15 protein-coding genes are annotated in these 17,064 nt (G+C 61.3%); 13 read left to right on the top strand and 2 right to left on the bottom strand.

Translation table 11 applies throughout. The annotated features are described in order from the left end of the window. Position 1 precedes the first annotated feature (1 nt). From waaC to V9L13_RS23175, 13 genes are all read left to right on the top strand, one after another. A complete protein-coding gene (gene waaC, locus V9L13_RS23115) occupies positions 2 to 1,063 on the top strand; it encodes a lipopolysaccharide heptosyltransferase I (RefSeq protein WP_103485549.1) in 1,062 nt (353 codons plus the stop codon). Continuing rightward, a complete protein-coding gene (locus V9L13_RS23120; protein ID WP_338800629.1) occupies positions 1,063 to 2,184 on the top strand; it encodes a glycosyltransferase family 4 protein in 1,122 nt (373 codons plus the stop codon). Before waaC ends, V9L13_RS23120 begins: the two co-directional genes overlap by 1 nt. Continuing rightward, positions 2,185 to 2,991 (top strand): lipopolysaccharide core heptose(I) kinase RfaP, encoded by an 807-nt coding sequence (gene rfaP / locus V9L13_RS23125; protein ID WP_338800630.1) that lies wholly within the window; start codon positions 2,185 to 2,187, stop codon positions 2,989 to 2,991. Beyond that, complete coding sequence (locus tag V9L13_RS23130; protein WP_003221011.1) at positions 2,991 to 3,725, top strand: lipopolysaccharide kinase InaA family protein; 735 nt, start codon at positions 2,991 to 2,993, stop codon at positions 3,723 to 3,725. Before rfaP ends, V9L13_RS23130 begins: the two co-directional genes overlap by 1 nt. After that, on the top strand, positions 3,722 to 4,474 hold the full coding sequence (locus V9L13_RS23135) for a lipopolysaccharide kinase InaA family protein (RefSeq protein ID WP_338800631.1): 753 nt from the start codon (positions 3,722 to 3,724) through the stop codon (positions 4,472 to 4,474). The genes V9L13_RS23130 and V9L13_RS23135 overlap by 4 nt, the downstream gene beginning before the upstream one ends. Then, positions 4,474 to 5,925, top strand: a complete 1,452-nt coding sequence (locus V9L13_RS23140) for a lipopolysaccharide kinase InaA family protein (protein WP_338800632.1) — start codon at positions 4,474 to 4,476, stop codon at positions 5,923 to 5,925. Before V9L13_RS23135 ends, V9L13_RS23140 begins: the two co-directional genes overlap by 1 nt. 213 nt (positions 5,926 to 6,138) lie before the next feature. Further along, positions 6,139 to 6,474 (top strand): YceK/YidQ family lipoprotein, encoded by a 336-nt coding sequence (locus tag V9L13_RS23145; RefSeq protein WP_338800633.1) that lies wholly within the window; start codon positions 6,139 to 6,141, stop codon positions 6,472 to 6,474. Between the two features lie 171 nt (positions 6,475 to 6,645). After that, the gene (locus tag V9L13_RS23150; RefSeq protein WP_007967355.1) at positions 6,646 to 8,403 is read left to right on the top strand and encodes a carbamoyltransferase; all 1,758 of its coding nucleotides are present in this window, start codon (positions 6,646 to 6,648) and stop codon (positions 8,401 to 8,403) included. Further along, positions 8,387 to 9,517: a glycosyltransferase gene (locus tag V9L13_RS23155; protein ID WP_338800634.1), complete on the top strand. Its 1,131-nt coding sequence runs from the start codon at positions 8,387 to 8,389 to the stop codon at positions 9,515 to 9,517. The genes V9L13_RS23150 and V9L13_RS23155 overlap by 17 nt, the downstream gene beginning before the upstream one ends. Continuing rightward, on the top strand, positions 9,517 to 10,413 hold the full coding sequence (locus V9L13_RS23160) for an antimicrobial resistance protein Mig-14 (protein ID WP_338800635.1): 897 nt from the start codon (positions 9,517 to 9,519) through the stop codon (positions 10,411 to 10,413). The genes V9L13_RS23155 and V9L13_RS23160 overlap by 1 nt, the downstream gene beginning before the upstream one ends. Before the next feature lie 8 nt (positions 10,414 to 10,421). Next, on the top strand, positions 10,422 to 11,858 hold the full coding sequence (locus V9L13_RS23165; protein WP_338800636.1) for a PIG-L family deacetylase: 1,437 nt from the start codon (positions 10,422 to 10,424) through the stop codon (positions 11,856 to 11,858). After that, positions 11,855 to 13,009 (top strand): glycosyltransferase family 4 protein, encoded by a 1,155-nt coding sequence (locus tag V9L13_RS23170; RefSeq protein ID WP_139053520.1) that lies wholly within the window; start codon positions 11,855 to 11,857, stop codon positions 13,007 to 13,009. Before V9L13_RS23165 ends, V9L13_RS23170 begins: the two co-directional genes overlap by 4 nt. 32 nt (positions 13,010 to 13,041) lie before the next feature. Beyond that, positions 13,042 to 13,926: a glycosyltransferase gene (locus tag V9L13_RS23175; RefSeq protein WP_338802897.1), complete on the top strand. Its 885-nt coding sequence runs from the start codon at positions 13,042 to 13,044 to the stop codon at positions 13,924 to 13,926. 18 nt (positions 13,927 to 13,944) lie between these two features. Here V9L13_RS23175 and V9L13_RS23180 read toward each other — a convergent pair whose 3' ends face one another. Continuing rightward, entirely contained in the window at positions 13,945 to 15,162 is a 1,218-nt protein-coding gene (locus V9L13_RS23180) for an acyltransferase (protein ID WP_338800637.1), read from the bottom strand. Next, a complete protein-coding gene (locus V9L13_RS23185; protein WP_338800638.1) occupies positions 15,162 to 17,024 on the bottom strand; it encodes an O-antigen ligase family protein in 1,863 nt (620 codons plus the stop codon). Before V9L13_RS23185 ends, V9L13_RS23180 begins: the two co-directional genes overlap by 1 nt. Between the last annotated feature and the right edge of the window lie 40 nt (positions 17,025 to 17,064).

The following is a 17,064-nucleotide window of genomic DNA, read 5'->3' on the forward strand; positions in this document are numbered from 1 at the left end:
GTTGCGGGTATTGCTGATCAAGACCTCATCGCTGGGCGACGTGATTCACGCGTTGCCGGCGCTGACCGACGCGGCCCGGGCCATTCCCGGAATCAAGTTCGACTGGGTGGTGGAAGAGGGCTTTGCCGAGATCCCGACCTGGCACCCGGCCGTCGGCAAAGTGATTCCGGTGGCGATCCGCCGCTGGCGCAAGAATCTCTGGCAGACGATCAAGAGCGGCGAGTGGAAGCGCTTCAAGCAAAGCGTGCGCGCCCATAAATACGATCTGGTGATCGACGCTCAGGGCCTGCTGAAAAGTGCCTGGCTGACGCGCTATGTCAAAGCCCCGGTGGCCGGCCTCGACAAAGGCTCGGCGCGCGAGCCGATCGCCGCACGTTTCTACGACCGCAAACTGGCGGTGGCCCGTGGGCAGCATGCCGTTGAGCGGGTGCGCCAGTTGTTCGCTATCGCCCTCGGTTATGACCTGCCCAAAGGTCTGGGCGATTACGGCCTCAACGTCGAGCGACTGGTGGAATTGCCGCGCAAGAGCGCCTTCGTGGTGTTCCTGCACGGCACCACGTGGGACACCAAGCACTGGCCGGAAGCCTACTGGCGCGAGCTGACCGAACGCGTTGGCTATCTGGGCGTCGGGGTCAAACTGCCGTGGGGCAACCCGCTGGAGAAGGCCCGTGCCGAACGGATTGCCGCCGGTTTCAAGCACGCCGAAGTGCTGCCGAAGCTGAATCTGGCCGGGGTCGGCAAAGTGCTGGCCGGCGCCCAGGCCTGCGTGGCGGTGGACACTGGCCTCGGCCATCTGGCGGCCGCGCTGGACGTGCCAACGATTTCGCTGTTCGGCCCGACCAATCCGGGCCTGACCGGCGCCTACGGCAAGGTGCAGATTCACATGGCCAGTGATTTCCCCTGTGCCCCTTGCCTGCAAAAGAAATGTACGTATCAACCGACCGCGCAGGATGCCCGTCAGTTTGACCTGAAGCGCGAGCAGCCCCTGTGCTTCACGCGTCTGAATCCCGAGCGTGTCGCCAGCCGACTGAGCACGTTGTTAATGGCTGAGGAGCTGCGCTGATGCAATTGGCTTTTGTCCTGTACAAATATTTCCCGTTCGGTGGCTTGCAGCGCGACTTCATGCGCATCGCCCTCGAATGCCAGAAGCGCGGCCACCAGATTCGTGTCTACACGCTGATCTGGGAAGGCGACGTGCCGCCCGGTTTCGAAGTGCTGGTGGCGCCGGTCAAGGCGTTCTTCAACCATCGGCGCAACGAGAAGCTCAGCGCGTGGATGGAGGCGGATCTGGCCAAGCGTCCGGTGGACCGCCTGATCGGCTTCAACAAGATGCCGGGGCTGGACGTCTACTACGCCGCCGACGGCTGCTTCGAAGACAAGGCGCAAAATCTGCGCCATTCGCTGTACCGCCGCTGGGGCCGCTACCGGCACTTCGCCGAGTACGAGCGCGCGGTGTTCGCCAAAGATGCGAAAACCGAAGTGTTGATGATTTCCGAAGTGCAGCAGCCGCTGTTCATCAAGCACTACGGCACGCCGCTTGAACGCTTCCACCTGCTGCCGCCGGGCATCGCCCAGGATCGTCGTCGGCCGGCGGATGCCGACGAGATTCGCGCCGGTTTCCGCGCCGAATTCAACCTCACGGACGACGAATTGCTGCTGGTGCAGATCGGCTCCGGGTTCAAGACCAAGGGCGTCGATCGCAGCCTCAAGGCGCTGGCCGCACTGCCCGCCGAGCTGAAGAAGCGCACCCGGCTGTTTGTAATCGGCCAGGATGACCCCAAATTGTTCCAGATGCAGAGTGCCACTTTGGGCCTGGGCGACAACGTGACGTTCCTCAAGGGCCGCAGCGATATTCCGCGGTTCCTGCTCGGCGCCGACCTGTTGATCCACCCGGCGTACAACGAAAACACCGGTACGGTGCTGCTCGAAGCGCTGGTCGCCGGTTTGCCGGTGCTGGTCAGCGCGGTCTGCGGTTACGCCCATTACATTGCCGAGGCAGATGCCGGGCGAGTGCTGGACGAGCCGTTCGATCAGGCGCAACTGACGCAATACCTGACTGAGATGTTGGGCGACGCCTCTGCACGCGCGGCCTGGAGCCGCAATGGTCTGACCTTCGCCGAGACGGCCGACCTCTACAGCATGCCGCAGCACGCGGCCGATGTGATTCTGGCGGAGCACGCTTAAATGAAGTTGATGCTGGCTGAACCGTTCAAGAGCCTTTGGGCCGGGCGCGACCCGTTCGTCGAAGTCGAAGGCTTGCAGGGCGAGGTCTACCGCGAGCTGGAAGCTCGCCGCACGCTGCGCACGGAAGTCGACGGCAACGGATTTTTCGTCAAGATCCACCGTGGCATCGGCTGGGGCGAGATCTTCAAGAACCTGCTGACCGCCAAGCTGCCGGTGCTCGGCGCGGGTCAGGAGTGGCAGGCGATCCAGCGTCTGCAGGAAGTCGGCGTGCCGACCATGACCGCCGTGGCTTACGGCGAGAAGGGCAGCAACCCGGCGGATCAGCATTCGTTCATTGTCACCGAAGAACTGGCGCCGACCATCAGCCTCGAAGATTTCAGCATCGATTGGGTCAAGAACCCGCCGCAGCCGACACTCAAGCGCGCGCTGATCGCTGAAGTCGCGCGCATGACCGGCATGATGCATCGCGCCGGGGTCAACCACCGCGACTGCTACATCTGCCACTTTCTGTTGCACACCGATAAACCGGTCACCCCGGACGCTTTCAAACTCTCGGTGATCGACCTGCACCGCGCCCAGACCCGCCCCAGAATTACTCAGCGCTGGCGCAACAAGGATTTGGCCGCGCTGTATTTTTCGGCACTGGACATCGGCCTGACCCGTCGTGACAAGCTGCGCTTCCTCAAAGGCTACTTCCAGCAACCGCTGCGGCAGATCCTGGCGGAAGAAGCGCCGTTGCTGAGCTGGCTCGAAGGCAAGGCCAACAAGCTCTATGCGCGCAAACAGCGTTACGGGGATGCGCTCTGATGGCGGGTTGGACGCTTGAACCGCAATACGGCGAACTGACTGAAGATTTCGGCAGCCTCGAAGCGGTGTTTGCCCTGCAGGGCGAACGTCTGACCCGTGATCCGCTGTCCGAAGTCATTCGCGTGCAGCGCAACGGCGTGAATTACTACGTCAAACGCTACGTCGGCGCCGGTAAAGGCTTGCGTCGTTACCTGGGCAAACCCCGGGTGAAGATGGAGTGGCAGAACCTCAAACGTTTCGCCAAGTGGGGCATTCCCACCGCCGAAGTGGTGGCCTGGGGCCTGGAACGACGTGGCGCGGCTTATGCCCGTGGCGCGATGATCACCCGCGAGCTGCCGCACACCGAAGACCTCTCGGCGCTGGCCGAGCGCAACGATCCGAAACTCAAGGATCGCCTGTGGGTGGATGGCATCAGCCGGCAACTGGCCGGTTACACCCGGACCATGCACGATCACCGTTTTACCCACAACGACCTGAAGTGGCGCAACCTGCTGATCGACGATCAGGAACAGGTGTTTCTGATCGACTGCCCGAACGGCGATTTCTGGCGCGGCTTCTGGCTTAAATACCGGATCACCAAGGATCTGGCCTGTCTCGACAAGGTGGCCAAGTATCACCTGTCGAATACCCAGCGCCTGCGTTTCTACCTGCAATACCGCGGACGTGATCGGCTCAATGCTGCCGACAAGAAACGGATTCGCCACGTGGTGAGATTTTTCGAGGGACGTGAATGACTGATTTCCTGGCCGCTGAAGACCGGGCGCTGCTTGAGCGTCATGGCCTCGGCACTTTCGACGCGCTCTGGGCCAAACAGCTCGAAGCCGTGGACGAACCCAACACCGATGGCGGTGGCTGGAGCAGCGTGTTTCGTCTGGAGCTGGAAGGGCAGGCTTACTACCTCAAGCGCCAGAGCAACTACCTGACCCGCACCTTGCACGCGCCGTTCGGCGAGCCGAGTTTCGCCCGCGAGTTCCGCAATATCAGCCGCTACAACAAGCTGGGGATTCCGGCGCTGCAAGCGGCGTTTTTCGGTGAGCGCAAGGTCAAGGGCGATGTTCAGGCGATCCTGCTGACCCGTGCCCTCGATGGCTGGGACGATCTCGACTCGCTATTGCAACGCTGGTCGGAACTGACCAGCGTGCAGCAATCAGCGATTCTCAAGGCTTGCGGACAACTGGCGCGCCGCCTGCACGGCGTGCGTCAGGTGCACGGCTGCTTTTATCCAAAACACATTTTTTTGCAGGCTGATGGCGGCGCCTATCGGGCGCAGTTGATCGACCTGGAAAAGACCCGACCACTGCTGTTCGGCATGCGTGATCGGGTCAAGGATCTGGAGCCGCTGCTGCGTCGTGCACCTGAATGGAGCGAGGCGCTACTGCGCGAGTTGCTCGCGGCGTATCTCGATCAGCCGCTGGACAGTTCGCTGGTCGACAGCTGGGTGACGCGCCTGACTGCACGGCGCAGTCGCAAGGAGGCCCGTTGATGCAGTTGTCCGAACTGAAAAATGCCGGGCGCACGCCGAGTCTGCCGCTGACGATCACGCTGGCCGATGCCGCCGGTTCCGCGGATTTACAGTTGCTGAGCCTGCTGCGGGTGCTGCCGGGGCAGCGCTATGTCGGTGCCGGGGTCTGGCGCGGGCGGCCGGTGCTGGCCAAATTACTGGTGGGCAGCAAGGCTGCGCGGCATTTTCAGCGCGAACTGGCGGGCGTCAAGTTGCTCGCCGAACAAGGTCTGACCACGCCGCTGTTGTTGGCTGATGGCCTGAAGGATGGCGAGGGCGGCTGGCTGCTGTTCGAGTTCCTCGAAGGTGCTGAAAGCCTCGGTGATGCCTGGCAGAAAGTCGAATCACTGCCGGTGCTGGCGGACGAGCAATCGGCGGTACTCGCCGAGGCGCTGGGTGCGATCGGTCAACTGCATGGCAAAGGCCTGTGGCAGGAAGACCTGCACCTGGACAACCTGCTGCGCCATGGCAGTCAGTTGTACCTGATCGATGGTGCCGGGATCTGCGCCGAGACCGCTGGCCAGCCGTTGTCGCGGCAGAAAGTGCTGGAAAACCTCGGGGTGTTTTTCGCCCAGTTGCCCAAGTCACTGGAGCCGTTCACCGAAGAATTGCTGGTGTATTACCTGCTGAGCAACAGCGAGCATGCGCTGCCGCTGGAAGCATTGCAGAAGCAGATCGCCAGGGTGCGCGCCTGGCGCCTGAAGGATTACCTGATCAAGGTCGGCCGCGAGTGCACGCTGTTCAGTGTGCAGCGCGGAGCGTTTGGCCTGCGGGCGATCCGTCGAGAGGAAGAGGCGGCGATGCTGCCGGTACTGGATCAGGCTGATGCGCTGCTTGATCAGGGCCATCTGTACAAGACCGGTGGTGCGGCAAGCGTCGGCAAGGTCGAGGTGGCCGGGCGCACGCTGGTGATCAAACGTTACAACATCAAGGGCTTTGCGCACTGGCTCAAGCGTTTCTGGCGCCCGAGCCGCGCCTGGCATTCATGGCGCGAAGGCAATCGCCTGGCGTTCCTCGGCATCGCTACGCCGAAGCCGCTGGCGGTGCTGGAAAAGCGCTTTTTGTGGCTGCGCAGCCGCGCCTATCTGGTGACCGAGTTTCTGCCGGGCCCGGACATCATCGAGCGCTTTGCGCCGTATGTTGAAAGCGGTGCGGCGCCGGAATCCGAGTTGCAGGCCCTGGAACAACTGTTCGCACGGTTGATCGCCGAGCGCATCAGCCATGGCGACTTCAAGGGCCACAACCTGTTCTGGCAGGGAGATCGCTGGGCGCTAATCGATCTGGATTCGATGTGTCAGCACGGCTCTGTCGGAAGTTTCGCACCGGCCTATGCGCGGGATCGGGCACGGTTCATGCGCAACTGGCCCGAGAGCAGCGCGCTGTATCAGGTGATTGATCAGCGGTTGCCCAAAGATATCTCCAGCGCGGCCTGAGCCGCCTTCGCCAGCAAGCTCACTCCCACATGGAAATGCATTCCCCTGTAGGAGTGAGCCTGCTCGTGATAAGGCTTTAAAACCTCAAAAATCTGCCCTTGAGCAATGACGGACAAATTCCACTGATTTGTCCTACAGCTTCTCCAGAAGCCATGAACTGTGCCCGCTCCAGCCCCGATGCTAGCTTGCTCTGACCACTTCGGAGGGCAAGACTTGACCATCAAAAACGCCGTAACACTGAGCACCTGCGCATGGCTTTTATCCGGCTGCGGCACCGCCGCCTCGGTAATGCAAATGGACGCCGACGTCGCCCGCGACATGCGCAAACAGAAAACCTACTGCCAATCGATTCCGCGAATCTACAGCGGTCTGGCGTTCGACTTCTGCGTACTCCACGCGCCCCCTGACCCCTCCGGCGTCCTGGTGCCGTTCGTGCTGCTGGACCTGCCGTTGTCCGGGGTGCTGGATACGGTGGTGTTGCCGTATACGATTTACCGTCAAGCCAGTGACGGCAGTCTCGGTATCTATTGGCGCGCGGGCGGTTATTGAGTGTGAAAGCAAGGTTTCACCTGGCCGATTCACCTGGGGCAATTCGCACAGGGTCATTCCCGCCACGTTTACGCTATAATCCCGCCCTTTAGCTGTCTCTCGCCCGGTGCGAGGGCACATCAATTTTCAAGGCGCATCGCGCCTGAATGCAGACTAAAGAGGCTAGACCCTGTGGCATTGACGATTCTTGGCCTGTCCGGCGCCCTTAGCCATGACCCTTCAGCCGCCTTGTACATCGACGGCAAGCTGGTGGCGGCGGCTGAAGAAGAGCGCTTCGTCCGCGATAAGCATGCAAAGAACCGCATGCCCTACGAATCGGCGAAGTTCTGCCTGGAACAGGCCGGTATCAAGCCGTCCGACGTTGACGTGGTGGCGATTCCGTTCGCCCCGATCAGCCTGTTCGGCAAGGCCCGCTGGCACTACGCCAAGCGCTACTGGTACGCGCCGGATCGCGCCCTCGATGCGATCCTGATGGGCAACCGTCGCTACAAGCGCTATCGCAACAAGATCGTCTGGTGCCTGGAGCAGCTGGGTTTTGATCCGAAGAAGATCAAGATCGAGCCGGTCGAGCATCACCTGGCTCACGCTTCCAGCGCCTACCACTGCTCGGGTTTCAAAGAGAAAACCGCGATCCTCGGCATCGACGGCAAGGGCGAGTACGCCACGACCTTCTTCGGTTACGGCGAAAACGGCAAGATCCACAAGATCAAGGAATTCTTCGATCCGGACTCCCTCGGCGGCCTGTACGGCGCGATCACCGAGTTCCTCGGTTTCGAGATGCTCGACGGCGAGTTCAAGGTCATGGGCATGGCGCCGTACGGCGACGCCAGCAAATACGACTTCTCGCGCCTGGCCTCGTTCGAGAACGGCGAGCTGGTGATCAACACCGACTACGCTAACGTGATCGGCCTGCGTCGCTACAAGGAGAAGGGCAAGGGCTTCTACTTCTCGCCGAAGCTGATCGAGTGGCTGGGTCCGAAGCGCGAAGGCGACATCGCCGACGAGCCGTACATCCACTACGCCGCGAGCATGCAAGCGCTGTTCGAGAAACTGGCGTTGCAGATGATCGACTACTACCTGGGCGACGTGCTCAAGGAAACCGGCAAACTGGCTTTCGCCGGTGGCTGTGCGCTGAACGTCAAGCTGAACCAGAAAATCATCGCCCGCGATGACATCAAGGAACTGTTCGTGCAACCGGCGTCCGGCGATGCCGGCACCGCGGTGGGCGCAGCGGCCTATGTGTCTCACGCCCGTGGCGTGCCGGTCGAGAAGATGGAACACGTCTACCTCGGCCCGTCGTACAGCAACGAAGACGTGATCGCCGCGTGCGCCCGTCACGAGAACAAGCCGACCTGGCGCAAGCTCGACAACATGCCGGAGCAGATCGCCAAAATCATGGTCGATGGCAACCCGGTGGCCTGGTTCCAGGGCCGCATGGAGTTCGGCCCGCGTGCGCTCGGTGGTCGTTCGATCATCGGTTGCCCGAGCGTGGCCGGTGTGGCTGACCGCATCAACCACCAGATCAAGTTCCGCGAGCGCTGGAGGCCTTTCTGCCCATCGATGCTCGACACCGTTGCGCCACAGATGATCAAGATCGATCACCCGGCGCCGTTCATGACCTTCACCTTCGAAGTGGCGGAAGAGTGGAAGACCCGCGTACCTGAAGTGGTTCACGAAGACGGTACTTCCCGTGCCCAGGTGCTGAAGCGCGAATATAACCCGCGCTACTACGACATGATGAAGGCGCTGGAAAACCTCACCGGCAACGGCGTATCGCTGAATACCTCGCTGAACCGCCGTGGCGAACCGATGATCTGCTCGCCGACCGACGCCCTGAACATGTTCTTCGGCTCCGATCTGCAGTACCTGATCATGGAAGACATTCTGGTGGTCAAAGAGGGCGCAAACGCTTATGACTCGCTCGGCTGAACGCCATGTGCTGCAGTTCTGTCACGGCTATGACGGGCCGTTCCTCGACTGCGCACGGCAGTACGCCAGCCTGTTCGCGGGCACCGGTTATCGGGTGACCACGGTCTTTCTGACCGGGGCCGCCGATAGCGAGGTGGCCGCAGCGTGTGCTTCCGATGAAGTGTTGTTCATGGAATACAGCTCCAAGGCCATTCGTGGTCTGAAGCTGGGCGCCATCGGCGATCTGCGCAAGATCGCCGCTTCACGCAATTTCAGTTTCTGCATCGCCCATCGCTTCAAGCCGATCTACATCGCCTTGCTCGGCACGTCGCTGCCAGTGATTGGCGTGCACCACGCGTTTGACGATTACAAACGCGGCACGCGCAAGCTGTTCGCGCACATTTTCCGCAAGCGCCTGAGCCTGCTCGGCGTGTCCGATGCGGTGCGTGACGACATGCGTCGTTGCCTGCCGAAATGGCCGTCGACCCGCATCCAGACCTTGTACAACCGCATCGATGTGCCGGCCTTGCAGGCCAGTCAGGTGTCAGCTCGCGTGGCTCGCGAGACCCTCGGTCTGGCGGCGGATGCGTTCATTGTCGGCAACGTCGGACGGCTGCACCCGGACAAGGATCAGGCCACCTTGCTGCACGGTTTCGCCGCGGCGTCGCCGGGTTTGCCGGGCAACAGTCAATTGGTGATTCTCGGCAAGGGCCGTCTGGAGCAGGACCTCAAGGAACTGGCCCGCGAGCTGGGTATTGGTGATCGCGTGCTGTTTCTCGGTCAGGTGCCGGACGCACGCAATTACTTCCGTGCCTTCGATGTGTTTGCGCTGAGCTCCGATCACGAACCGTTCGGCATGGTGCTGCTGGAGGCCATGGCTGCTGGCGTGCCGTTGCTCGCCACTGCGTGTGGCGGGGCGAAGGAAGTGGTCGAAGGTGTGGGCATTCTGTTCCCGCTGGGCGATGCCGAGCACCTTGCACAAGGCCTGCAACATTTGGCCGGTATGGATGATCAGCAGCGCCGGCAGTGTGCCGAGCTGATGCTCGATCGCCTGCGTGAGCGTTTCTCCGACCGTGCGGTGCGCGACACCTTCTGGCGTCTGCCGCAAGTTACCGATCTGGCACCGAGGGGCTGATGCTCAACCGATTTCAAGGCTGGCGCGAACGTGGCTGGTCGCCCGTTGACGCCTCCACCTATGCCACCGCCTGGCAGCGTTTTGGCGGCAGCGTCGCGACGCATCCTATGGTGGTCGAACGTCTGGCTGATCTGGCCGGCATCCCGGTGCGTTATCTGGCCTGGGAGCAGGGCGGTGACGTCAAAGCGGCGATCCCGACCTGGGGCCGCGATCTGGCGCTGTCCAAAGACGTGCTCAAGCGTAACGGCAAGAAAGGCCTGTTCGACCTCGGCAATGCCGAGCTGATCCTGCCGGCCGCCGTCGATGCCCAGGCACCGTTGCGCCATCGCGCACGCTATCTGTCGGCGCTCAACGAAAACCGCTTCAGCGGCATGAAGTTGCAGACCGAGCAACTGGCCATGGCCCGCACGCCCGAAGAACTGTCGAAGAAGTTTCGCTACAACCAGCGCCGCGAACTGCGCCTGCTGGAAGAGGCGGGTGGCGTGGTACGTCCGGTCGCTGAGTTTTCCAGCGCCGAACTAGCGGCGATCTACTGTGATCTGTTCCAGCGCCGCTGGGGCTTCCCGGCCACCGGCGCGGCGCGCATGGCCGAGGTCATCGAGTTGCTGCGCGAGCTGTTGATCGGCTCGGTGATTTTCCTCAATGATGCGCCGATCGCCATTCAACTGGTGTACCGCGTCGAAGCGCCGGAGTGGATCAGCGTCGAGTACATCAACGGCGGCGTTGACCCCGAGACCCGTGAATTCAGCCCCGGCAGCGTGTTGAGCTTCCTCAATACGCAAAGTGCCTGGGAACACGCGCGGGCACTGGACAAGCCGCTGCGTTTCTCCTTCGGTCGTGCCGACCGTGAATACAAGGATCGCTGGTGCAATCCTGTGCCGGTGTTCACCGTATGAGTCAGCCCATGAGCCGTAAACAGCAACTGCTCAAGCGTCATCGTCGCAATAAACGCATCACCTTGCTGATCGCCCTGATCGTGTTGATCGCGCTCGGGGTGCTGGTGGCATGGTGGTTGCCGCTGGTGCTTGCAGTGGTTGGCTGGGTCGCCCATGAGGCGTGGTTTGCCGATCACCTGTTCTACTCGCCGAAAGACGATTACCAATACAGCTTTCCGCCGTTCACACCGCAGCCGAAGGTGCATTTGAGCGGCGAGCAATTGCGTCTGGACGAAGGCGTGATGCTGGTCGACGACGCGACGTTGATCCTCGCGATAAAGATCAAAAGCACTTGGCTGGGACGCTTTTTCGACCCGCGCGTCGAACTCCTCGGCGGCACGAATCCGGATGCACAAACCTTCGAGCGCGGGGTCAATGGCCTGCGTTACCTGAACCTCAGCGGTCAGGCGCAAGTCTTGGCGCAAGGTCAGTTGCGCTTGCGCGGGCGCTTTTGCCGGGTCTTTGGCGAGCCGGTGCTGTGGGCGCTGGAGCAGCCGGATTACCGCCGTCAGCGGGTGATGGTGATTGCCCCGCACGCCGACGATGCCGAACTGGCGGCTTATGGCTTGTACAGCCAGGCCGACGAAGCCTGGATCGTCACCCTGACCGCTGGCGAAATCGAAGCCGAACATTATCAGCAGATGGGCATGAGCAAGGCCGAGGCGGCACGGCTCAAGGGCCGGTTGCGCGCCTGGGACAGCCTCGCCGTACCGCGTTGGGCCGGTGTACCGCAGGAACACTGCGTGCAGCTCGGTTATTTCTGCCTGCAACTGGCAGCGATGCAGGCTGCGCCGAATCAGATGGTAGCTTCGCGCGAAGCGGACTTGAGCGACACGCGACTGTTTCGCCAGTTGAATCCGTTCACCTTGCCCGGCGATGCCGATGGCGCGCCGACCTGGAACAACCTGTTGGCCGACCTGCGTGAAGTGCTGCTGCGCGCACGTCCGGAGGTGATCGTGCTGCCGCATCCGACCCTCGATCCGCATCCCGATCACCTCTGCGCCCAGCAAGCGGTGTTGCAGGCGCTGCACGGTCTCGACTGGCAGCCGACGCTGCTCGGCTACGCCAACCATTTGCATGACAACGACCGCTGGCCGATGGGCAACACCGGGCAGGGCATTACCTTGCCACCGGCCTTCGATGCGGCGGTGCCGATGCAGCCGTTGTGCCTGCCGCTGTCCATCGAGTTGCAACGCGACAAGGCCATGGCGCTGGGCATGATGCATGACCTGCAGCCGCCGGCACCGTTCAAGCGTCGCCTGCGCCGGATTATCCAGCGCATGCTCGCCGCGCGGGCCGCGTCGGTGTACGGCGAAAACGAATTTTTTCGAAAAGCGGTCAGACGCCAGGAGTTGTTCTGGCTACTGAAGCACGGTGAGACAGGCGTCCAGCGGGGAGAGTCATGAGTCAACGGTTCAAGGTGTTGCAGCTGCAACCCGACTACAACGTCAAAGCCCATGACTTTGCCGACCTCGCCGAGCAGATCGTCAAGGCATTGCCGAGCGAGCGCTATGAGATCACCGCGGCTTTCCTGCGCGGCAAACCGGGGCCGGGCGAGCCGGTAAGCCGGGCCGACCATTCGGTGTACTTCGAGTTTTCCGACAAGTCGCTCAAGGGCATGCGCTTGCGGGCGATGTGGCAGTTGTACAAATTCTGTCGCCGGGAAAAGTTCGACGTGGTGATCTGTAACCGCTTCAAACCGGTGAACATGATGCTCGCGCTCAACCGCTGGTTGAAGGTGCCGCTGTGCATTGGCATCTCCCACGGTTTCGGCGAATACGATCGCTTCTACCGGCGTCGGCAGACCCAGCGCCTGATCGATCGGCACTGGCGCTTCGTCGGTGTGTCGCCGGCGGTCAAACAGTACCTGCTCGATTGCGACTGCGGCTTTACCGACCAGAACACTTACGCCATTACCAATGCCATCGACATCGAGCAGGCCGAAGGCCTGCAGCACAGCCGTGAAAAAGCTCGCGAGTTGTTGGGCCTCGACCCGAATGTGCGTTTGATCGGTGCGCTGGGGCGGCTGGTGTCGGTCAAGGGTCACACCTATCTGTTGCAGGCCTTCGCCGCACTGAAGGACAAATACCCGAACACTCAACTGGCAATCATCGGTGCCGGACGCTTGCAAGCGCCGCTGGCGGCCGAGATCGAGCAACTGGGCCTGAGCGGCCGTGCGCACCTGCTGGGTTTCAAGGAAAACGCTCTGCAATACGTGCGTGCGTTCGACATCTGGACCATGCCGTCGCTGGCTGAAGGTCTGGGCCTGGCGTTGCTTGAAGGCATGAGCGGGCACCTGCCGGTGATTGCCTCGAACGTGCCGGCGATGTTGCCGCTGATCGAAGGTGCCGGTGGTTTGGCGATCACGCCCAAGGACGTGCCGAGTCTGGTCGCCGCGCTGGATAACTATCTGGCGCTGTCGGACGACGAACTCAAGGCCAAGGGCGAGCAGGCCTACCGTTATCTGCAGGAACAACACGACATCGAGGTGTTCCGTCAGGAATACCTGGATCTGATCGACTCTGGCCTGGAGCAGGCCCGCAAGGAGCAGCCGTGAGCGAAGAGAAAGCCGTGAGCGCAGAACAAGCCCTGAGCGAAGCCAACGCCCTCGTCACCGTCATCATCGCCTCGTACAACCATGGTCCGTACATCGAGGAAAGCATCCTCAGTGTCCTCAACCAGAGCTACAAGAACATCGAGCTATTGGTGGTCGATGACGGTTCGAAGGACGACAGCGTCGAGCGCATCAGCGCGTTGCAGGCGCAGTACGGCTTCGATTTCCGTGTGCAGCAGAATCAGGGCCTGACCAACACCCTCAACGGCGCCATCGCCCGTTCGAAGGGCAGCCTGATCGTGCCGTTCGGCTCCGACGACATCATGTACCCGGAACGTATCGCCACCCAGGTCGCCTACATGGATGGCAAGCCCGAGGTCGGCATCTGCGCCGGCAACATCGAACTGATGCATGCCGATGGCAGCCTCTACCCGGAAAAACGTCAGCGCCGCGACGTGCCGTTCCGGCGTCTCGATTTCGATGACATGTTTCTTGAGCGCAAGCCGTATCCACCGGCACCGACCCTGATGATCCGCCGCGAAGCGCTGGACAAGGTGGGCGGGTTCGATCCGACGATTCGTCTTGAAGATCTCTACATCGAGCTGAAGGTGACCCGCGCCGGTTACTTCATCGACGGCCTGAACGTAGTGATGGCGCGCTACCGCAAGCACGCCACCAACTCGTACAAGAACCACCGCTTCATGATCGAGAATATCCTGCGCACGTACGCGTTGTTCAGTGATCATCCGCTGTACGACGAAGTGCGCTACAAGTCGCTGAACTCGATGTTCCTCAAGACCGCCAACCGCAATCGCAAGCTGGCAAGGGAGCTGCTGGCGCAGATCCCGTTCAAGGCCTGGAACAAGAAGACTTGGCGCGGACTGGGGCGTTTGCTCTTTTCCCCGCTGGAAAAGGACTGAGCCGACAGTCGCTCGCGCTCAGCGAGCGACCTTCTCCGGCAGGCGCTTTTCGCCCTTCTGACGCTGGCGCAGCCAATGCACAACCTTCTTGCCGGCAGCCATGCCCGGCTGCTCGATATAAAGGAACGTCACGCTGGCGATCAGAATCAGCAAGCACGTGCAGACGGCCACCAAGGGCAGGTAGACCGCCGTTTCCCGCGCATCGATATTCAGCAACAGCGGCAGCCTTTGCACCATCAGCCACAGGACGAACCCGTGCAACAGATAGGTGCTGTAGCTGATCTCGCCGAGCCAGCGAATGCTGCGTGGTTTCAGCGCGCCAAACAGATCATTGCCGGACGCCACGATCACGAAAAACAGTCCCAGCAGAAACAGCGGGGCAGTCTTGAACGCCCGACTGAACGCGGTGAACGCAATGACCAGCGCGAGCACGGCGATGATGCTTGCCAGGCGTGACTGGCTCCATGCCACGAGCGCCGGTCGGCGAATCCAGTAGGCGGCGGCGATGCCACCGAGGAAGCTCGCCAGAAAGTGTTTCTTCAGCGAATGTTCCCAGCCGATGACCTGGTACAGCGTGTAGATGCCGATCAGGCACAGCACCACCTGCAACCAGCTGCCGCGGTAGATGAACACCAGCCCGGCCAATGGCAGCGCCATGTAGAAAAACACCTCATAGGCCAGCGTCCAGGTGACGTTGGATATCAGCATGCCGGAGTGACGGTACTGGTTGATGTCCGGGCGGTCGAACGTCAGCCAGGCGAGGATCTGTTTGAACAGTTCCAGACCGGGTTCTCTCAGTTGCCAGTCCTGCAAGTGGAAGATCGAGACGAACACCAGCACCATCAACGGCAGGTACAGCGGATACAGGCGGAAAACCCGTGACACGCCGAACGCCAGCCAGTCGTGGTTGCGGCCTTGCGCGAGCAAGCGGCTCCAGAACAGAAACCCGGTGATCATGAAGAACAGCGCCACGCTGCCCTGCCCGAGCATCGAATAGAAGTTGCTCGGGGGGAAATCGATGACCCCGGTGCGCAGGAAAATCCAGGTGATGATCGAGTGGTGCACGAACACACCAAACGCCAGATAGCCACGCAGGCCGTCGATGCTGGCATATCGACTTTCACCGGAATGCTGCAGGTGCCGAGCGATTTTCGGCACCGCGCGCAACAGCAGGGCGGAAGTAATGATGGCCAGCAGATAGGCGGCCAGTGCAAATAGAGGATTGGTTTCGACCATCACTGAACCCGGGCCGGGGTGTTGCCGGCCAGCACTTGCCTGTGCAGATTTTCAACCGCGGATTTAGACGCCGTCATGGCGTACCCCTGGAGCAACGCATCGAGGTGATCCTCGAACAGCCAGCGTTTGTCGACAGTGTAACGTTGCATATGACGCAAATTGCGTTGACGCATCGAAAGACTGAGCGGGGTAGGGTAGATGCGCAGGTCGGCCAGGTCGATCAAGCCGAACTCGCCATCTTCCAGCACCAGTACGTTACCCAGATGCAGAGAGCGGAAATACACGCCTTTTTCGTGCAATTGCGCCATGAATTTGCCGAAACGCTCCACCAGCGCCTGGCGCACCGCCGGAGCCGTAATGCTTTGCAGCACCTGACGCAGCGTGTGCCCCGGTAGCGGCGCGTAATGCACGGCACTGCTGCCATCGTCGAGTCGGTACAGATTCAATATTTGCGGGGTCGGAATGCCCACCTGGCGCAGTTGTTCGCTGTTGACCGCGAAACGTTCGGAGTAGGGATTGAAGCTGCCGGAGGTGTACCAGCGGCGACGGCGGAACAGCTTGAGGAAACTGCCGTCGGTCAGGCGCAGGACTTTCGGGCCGAGGCCATCTTCTTCAATGATCCGGGCCGTGCTGCTCATGTGCTCCAGATCAGCGGTCGCAAGCTTTTGCACCGGCTGGATCAACAGGCGCCGCGCGCGTTGATTGATGCTCAACGCTGCGATCAGTGCCAGCGGGATCCACAACAGGAACCAGTGCTCCTTGGGCCGCGAGATTATTCCGCCGCCTTCGGTCAGCCCGGCGCCGATACCGAATACCAGCCAGGTCGAGGCAATGATCAGCAGTGGCTGCACGCGCTGGCGCCAACTACTCAGCAGGCCCCACAGCAGGAAGAACAACCAGGGCAGCAAGCCGATGATGCCGACGTAATACAGCACACCCAGGGCAAAACTGTGCGGCTCCTGAAAACTGACACCGTTACCGGGGTCTACGGCAAGGCTGGCGCTGTAGCCATGACCGATCCATGGATGATCGGCAATCATGTGCAGTACCTTCTGCCAGATTTCCAGGCGATAGGAGTCGCCACGTTCGGTGATCATCTGCGAAAACTGCGTAATGACTGCTACGCCGCTCAGGACCAGCGCGACCAGTAACCCCACCGAGCGCCTGTTCCAGCAGATGAAGCACAGCCACAGCGCCGCCATGGTCAGTGCCACCAACGGTGTCCGGGAACCCGTACCGATCACGGCCATGAACATGATTGCCATCGCCGGCACGCTGAGCCACATCATCTGGCGGCGCTTGCAGGTCATGGTCACGCTCAGCCAATAGGCACTGAAGAAGCCGAACAGGTGCGAGCTGAGCAACGGATTGTCGAAGGCACCACCACCGATCAGGCGCATGCCTGGTTCATAAACCCGGGCGAACATGAACAGGAAAATGGTCGTGGCAATCAGCGCGACCAGCGCCGCGCCGAACAGCAGGGGTTGCAGGATATCGCTGCGATAGCGCACCAGCAGGTAACAGCCGGCAAACAGCAGCAGGGTGTGCAGCGGTGGCTTGAGCATTCCGCCGAAAGGCTCGCCACCGGGCCCCCACGCGAGGCTGAGCAAGGCCCACGCAGCAAACAGCAGGACGGCAATGAAGATCGGCTCGCGCAGCAGCTCCTTGAGTTCGCGCGGGCGCAGGCATAGCGCGATCAGTGTCGGAATGCTGAACAGGCCGTAGAACAACTTGTGATGAAGGCTTCGACCTGGCAAGAAGAACAGCGCGCACAGGAGCAGGAAATAACCGGTGGGAAGCATCCACAGGCTAATGAAATCGAAAATCCGATTGGATGTACTGCTGAAGCCGCGAAGTTGCATGCTGTGAGATTCATTCCTGAGGTTGATCGACCATTCGAGT

Origin of the sequence: Pseudomonas sp. RSB 5.4 (assembly GCF_037126175.1) — a bacterium.
Taxonomy (GTDB): domain Bacteria; phylum Pseudomonadota; class Gammaproteobacteria; order Pseudomonadales; family Pseudomonadaceae; genus Aquipseudomonas; species Aquipseudomonas fluorescens_H.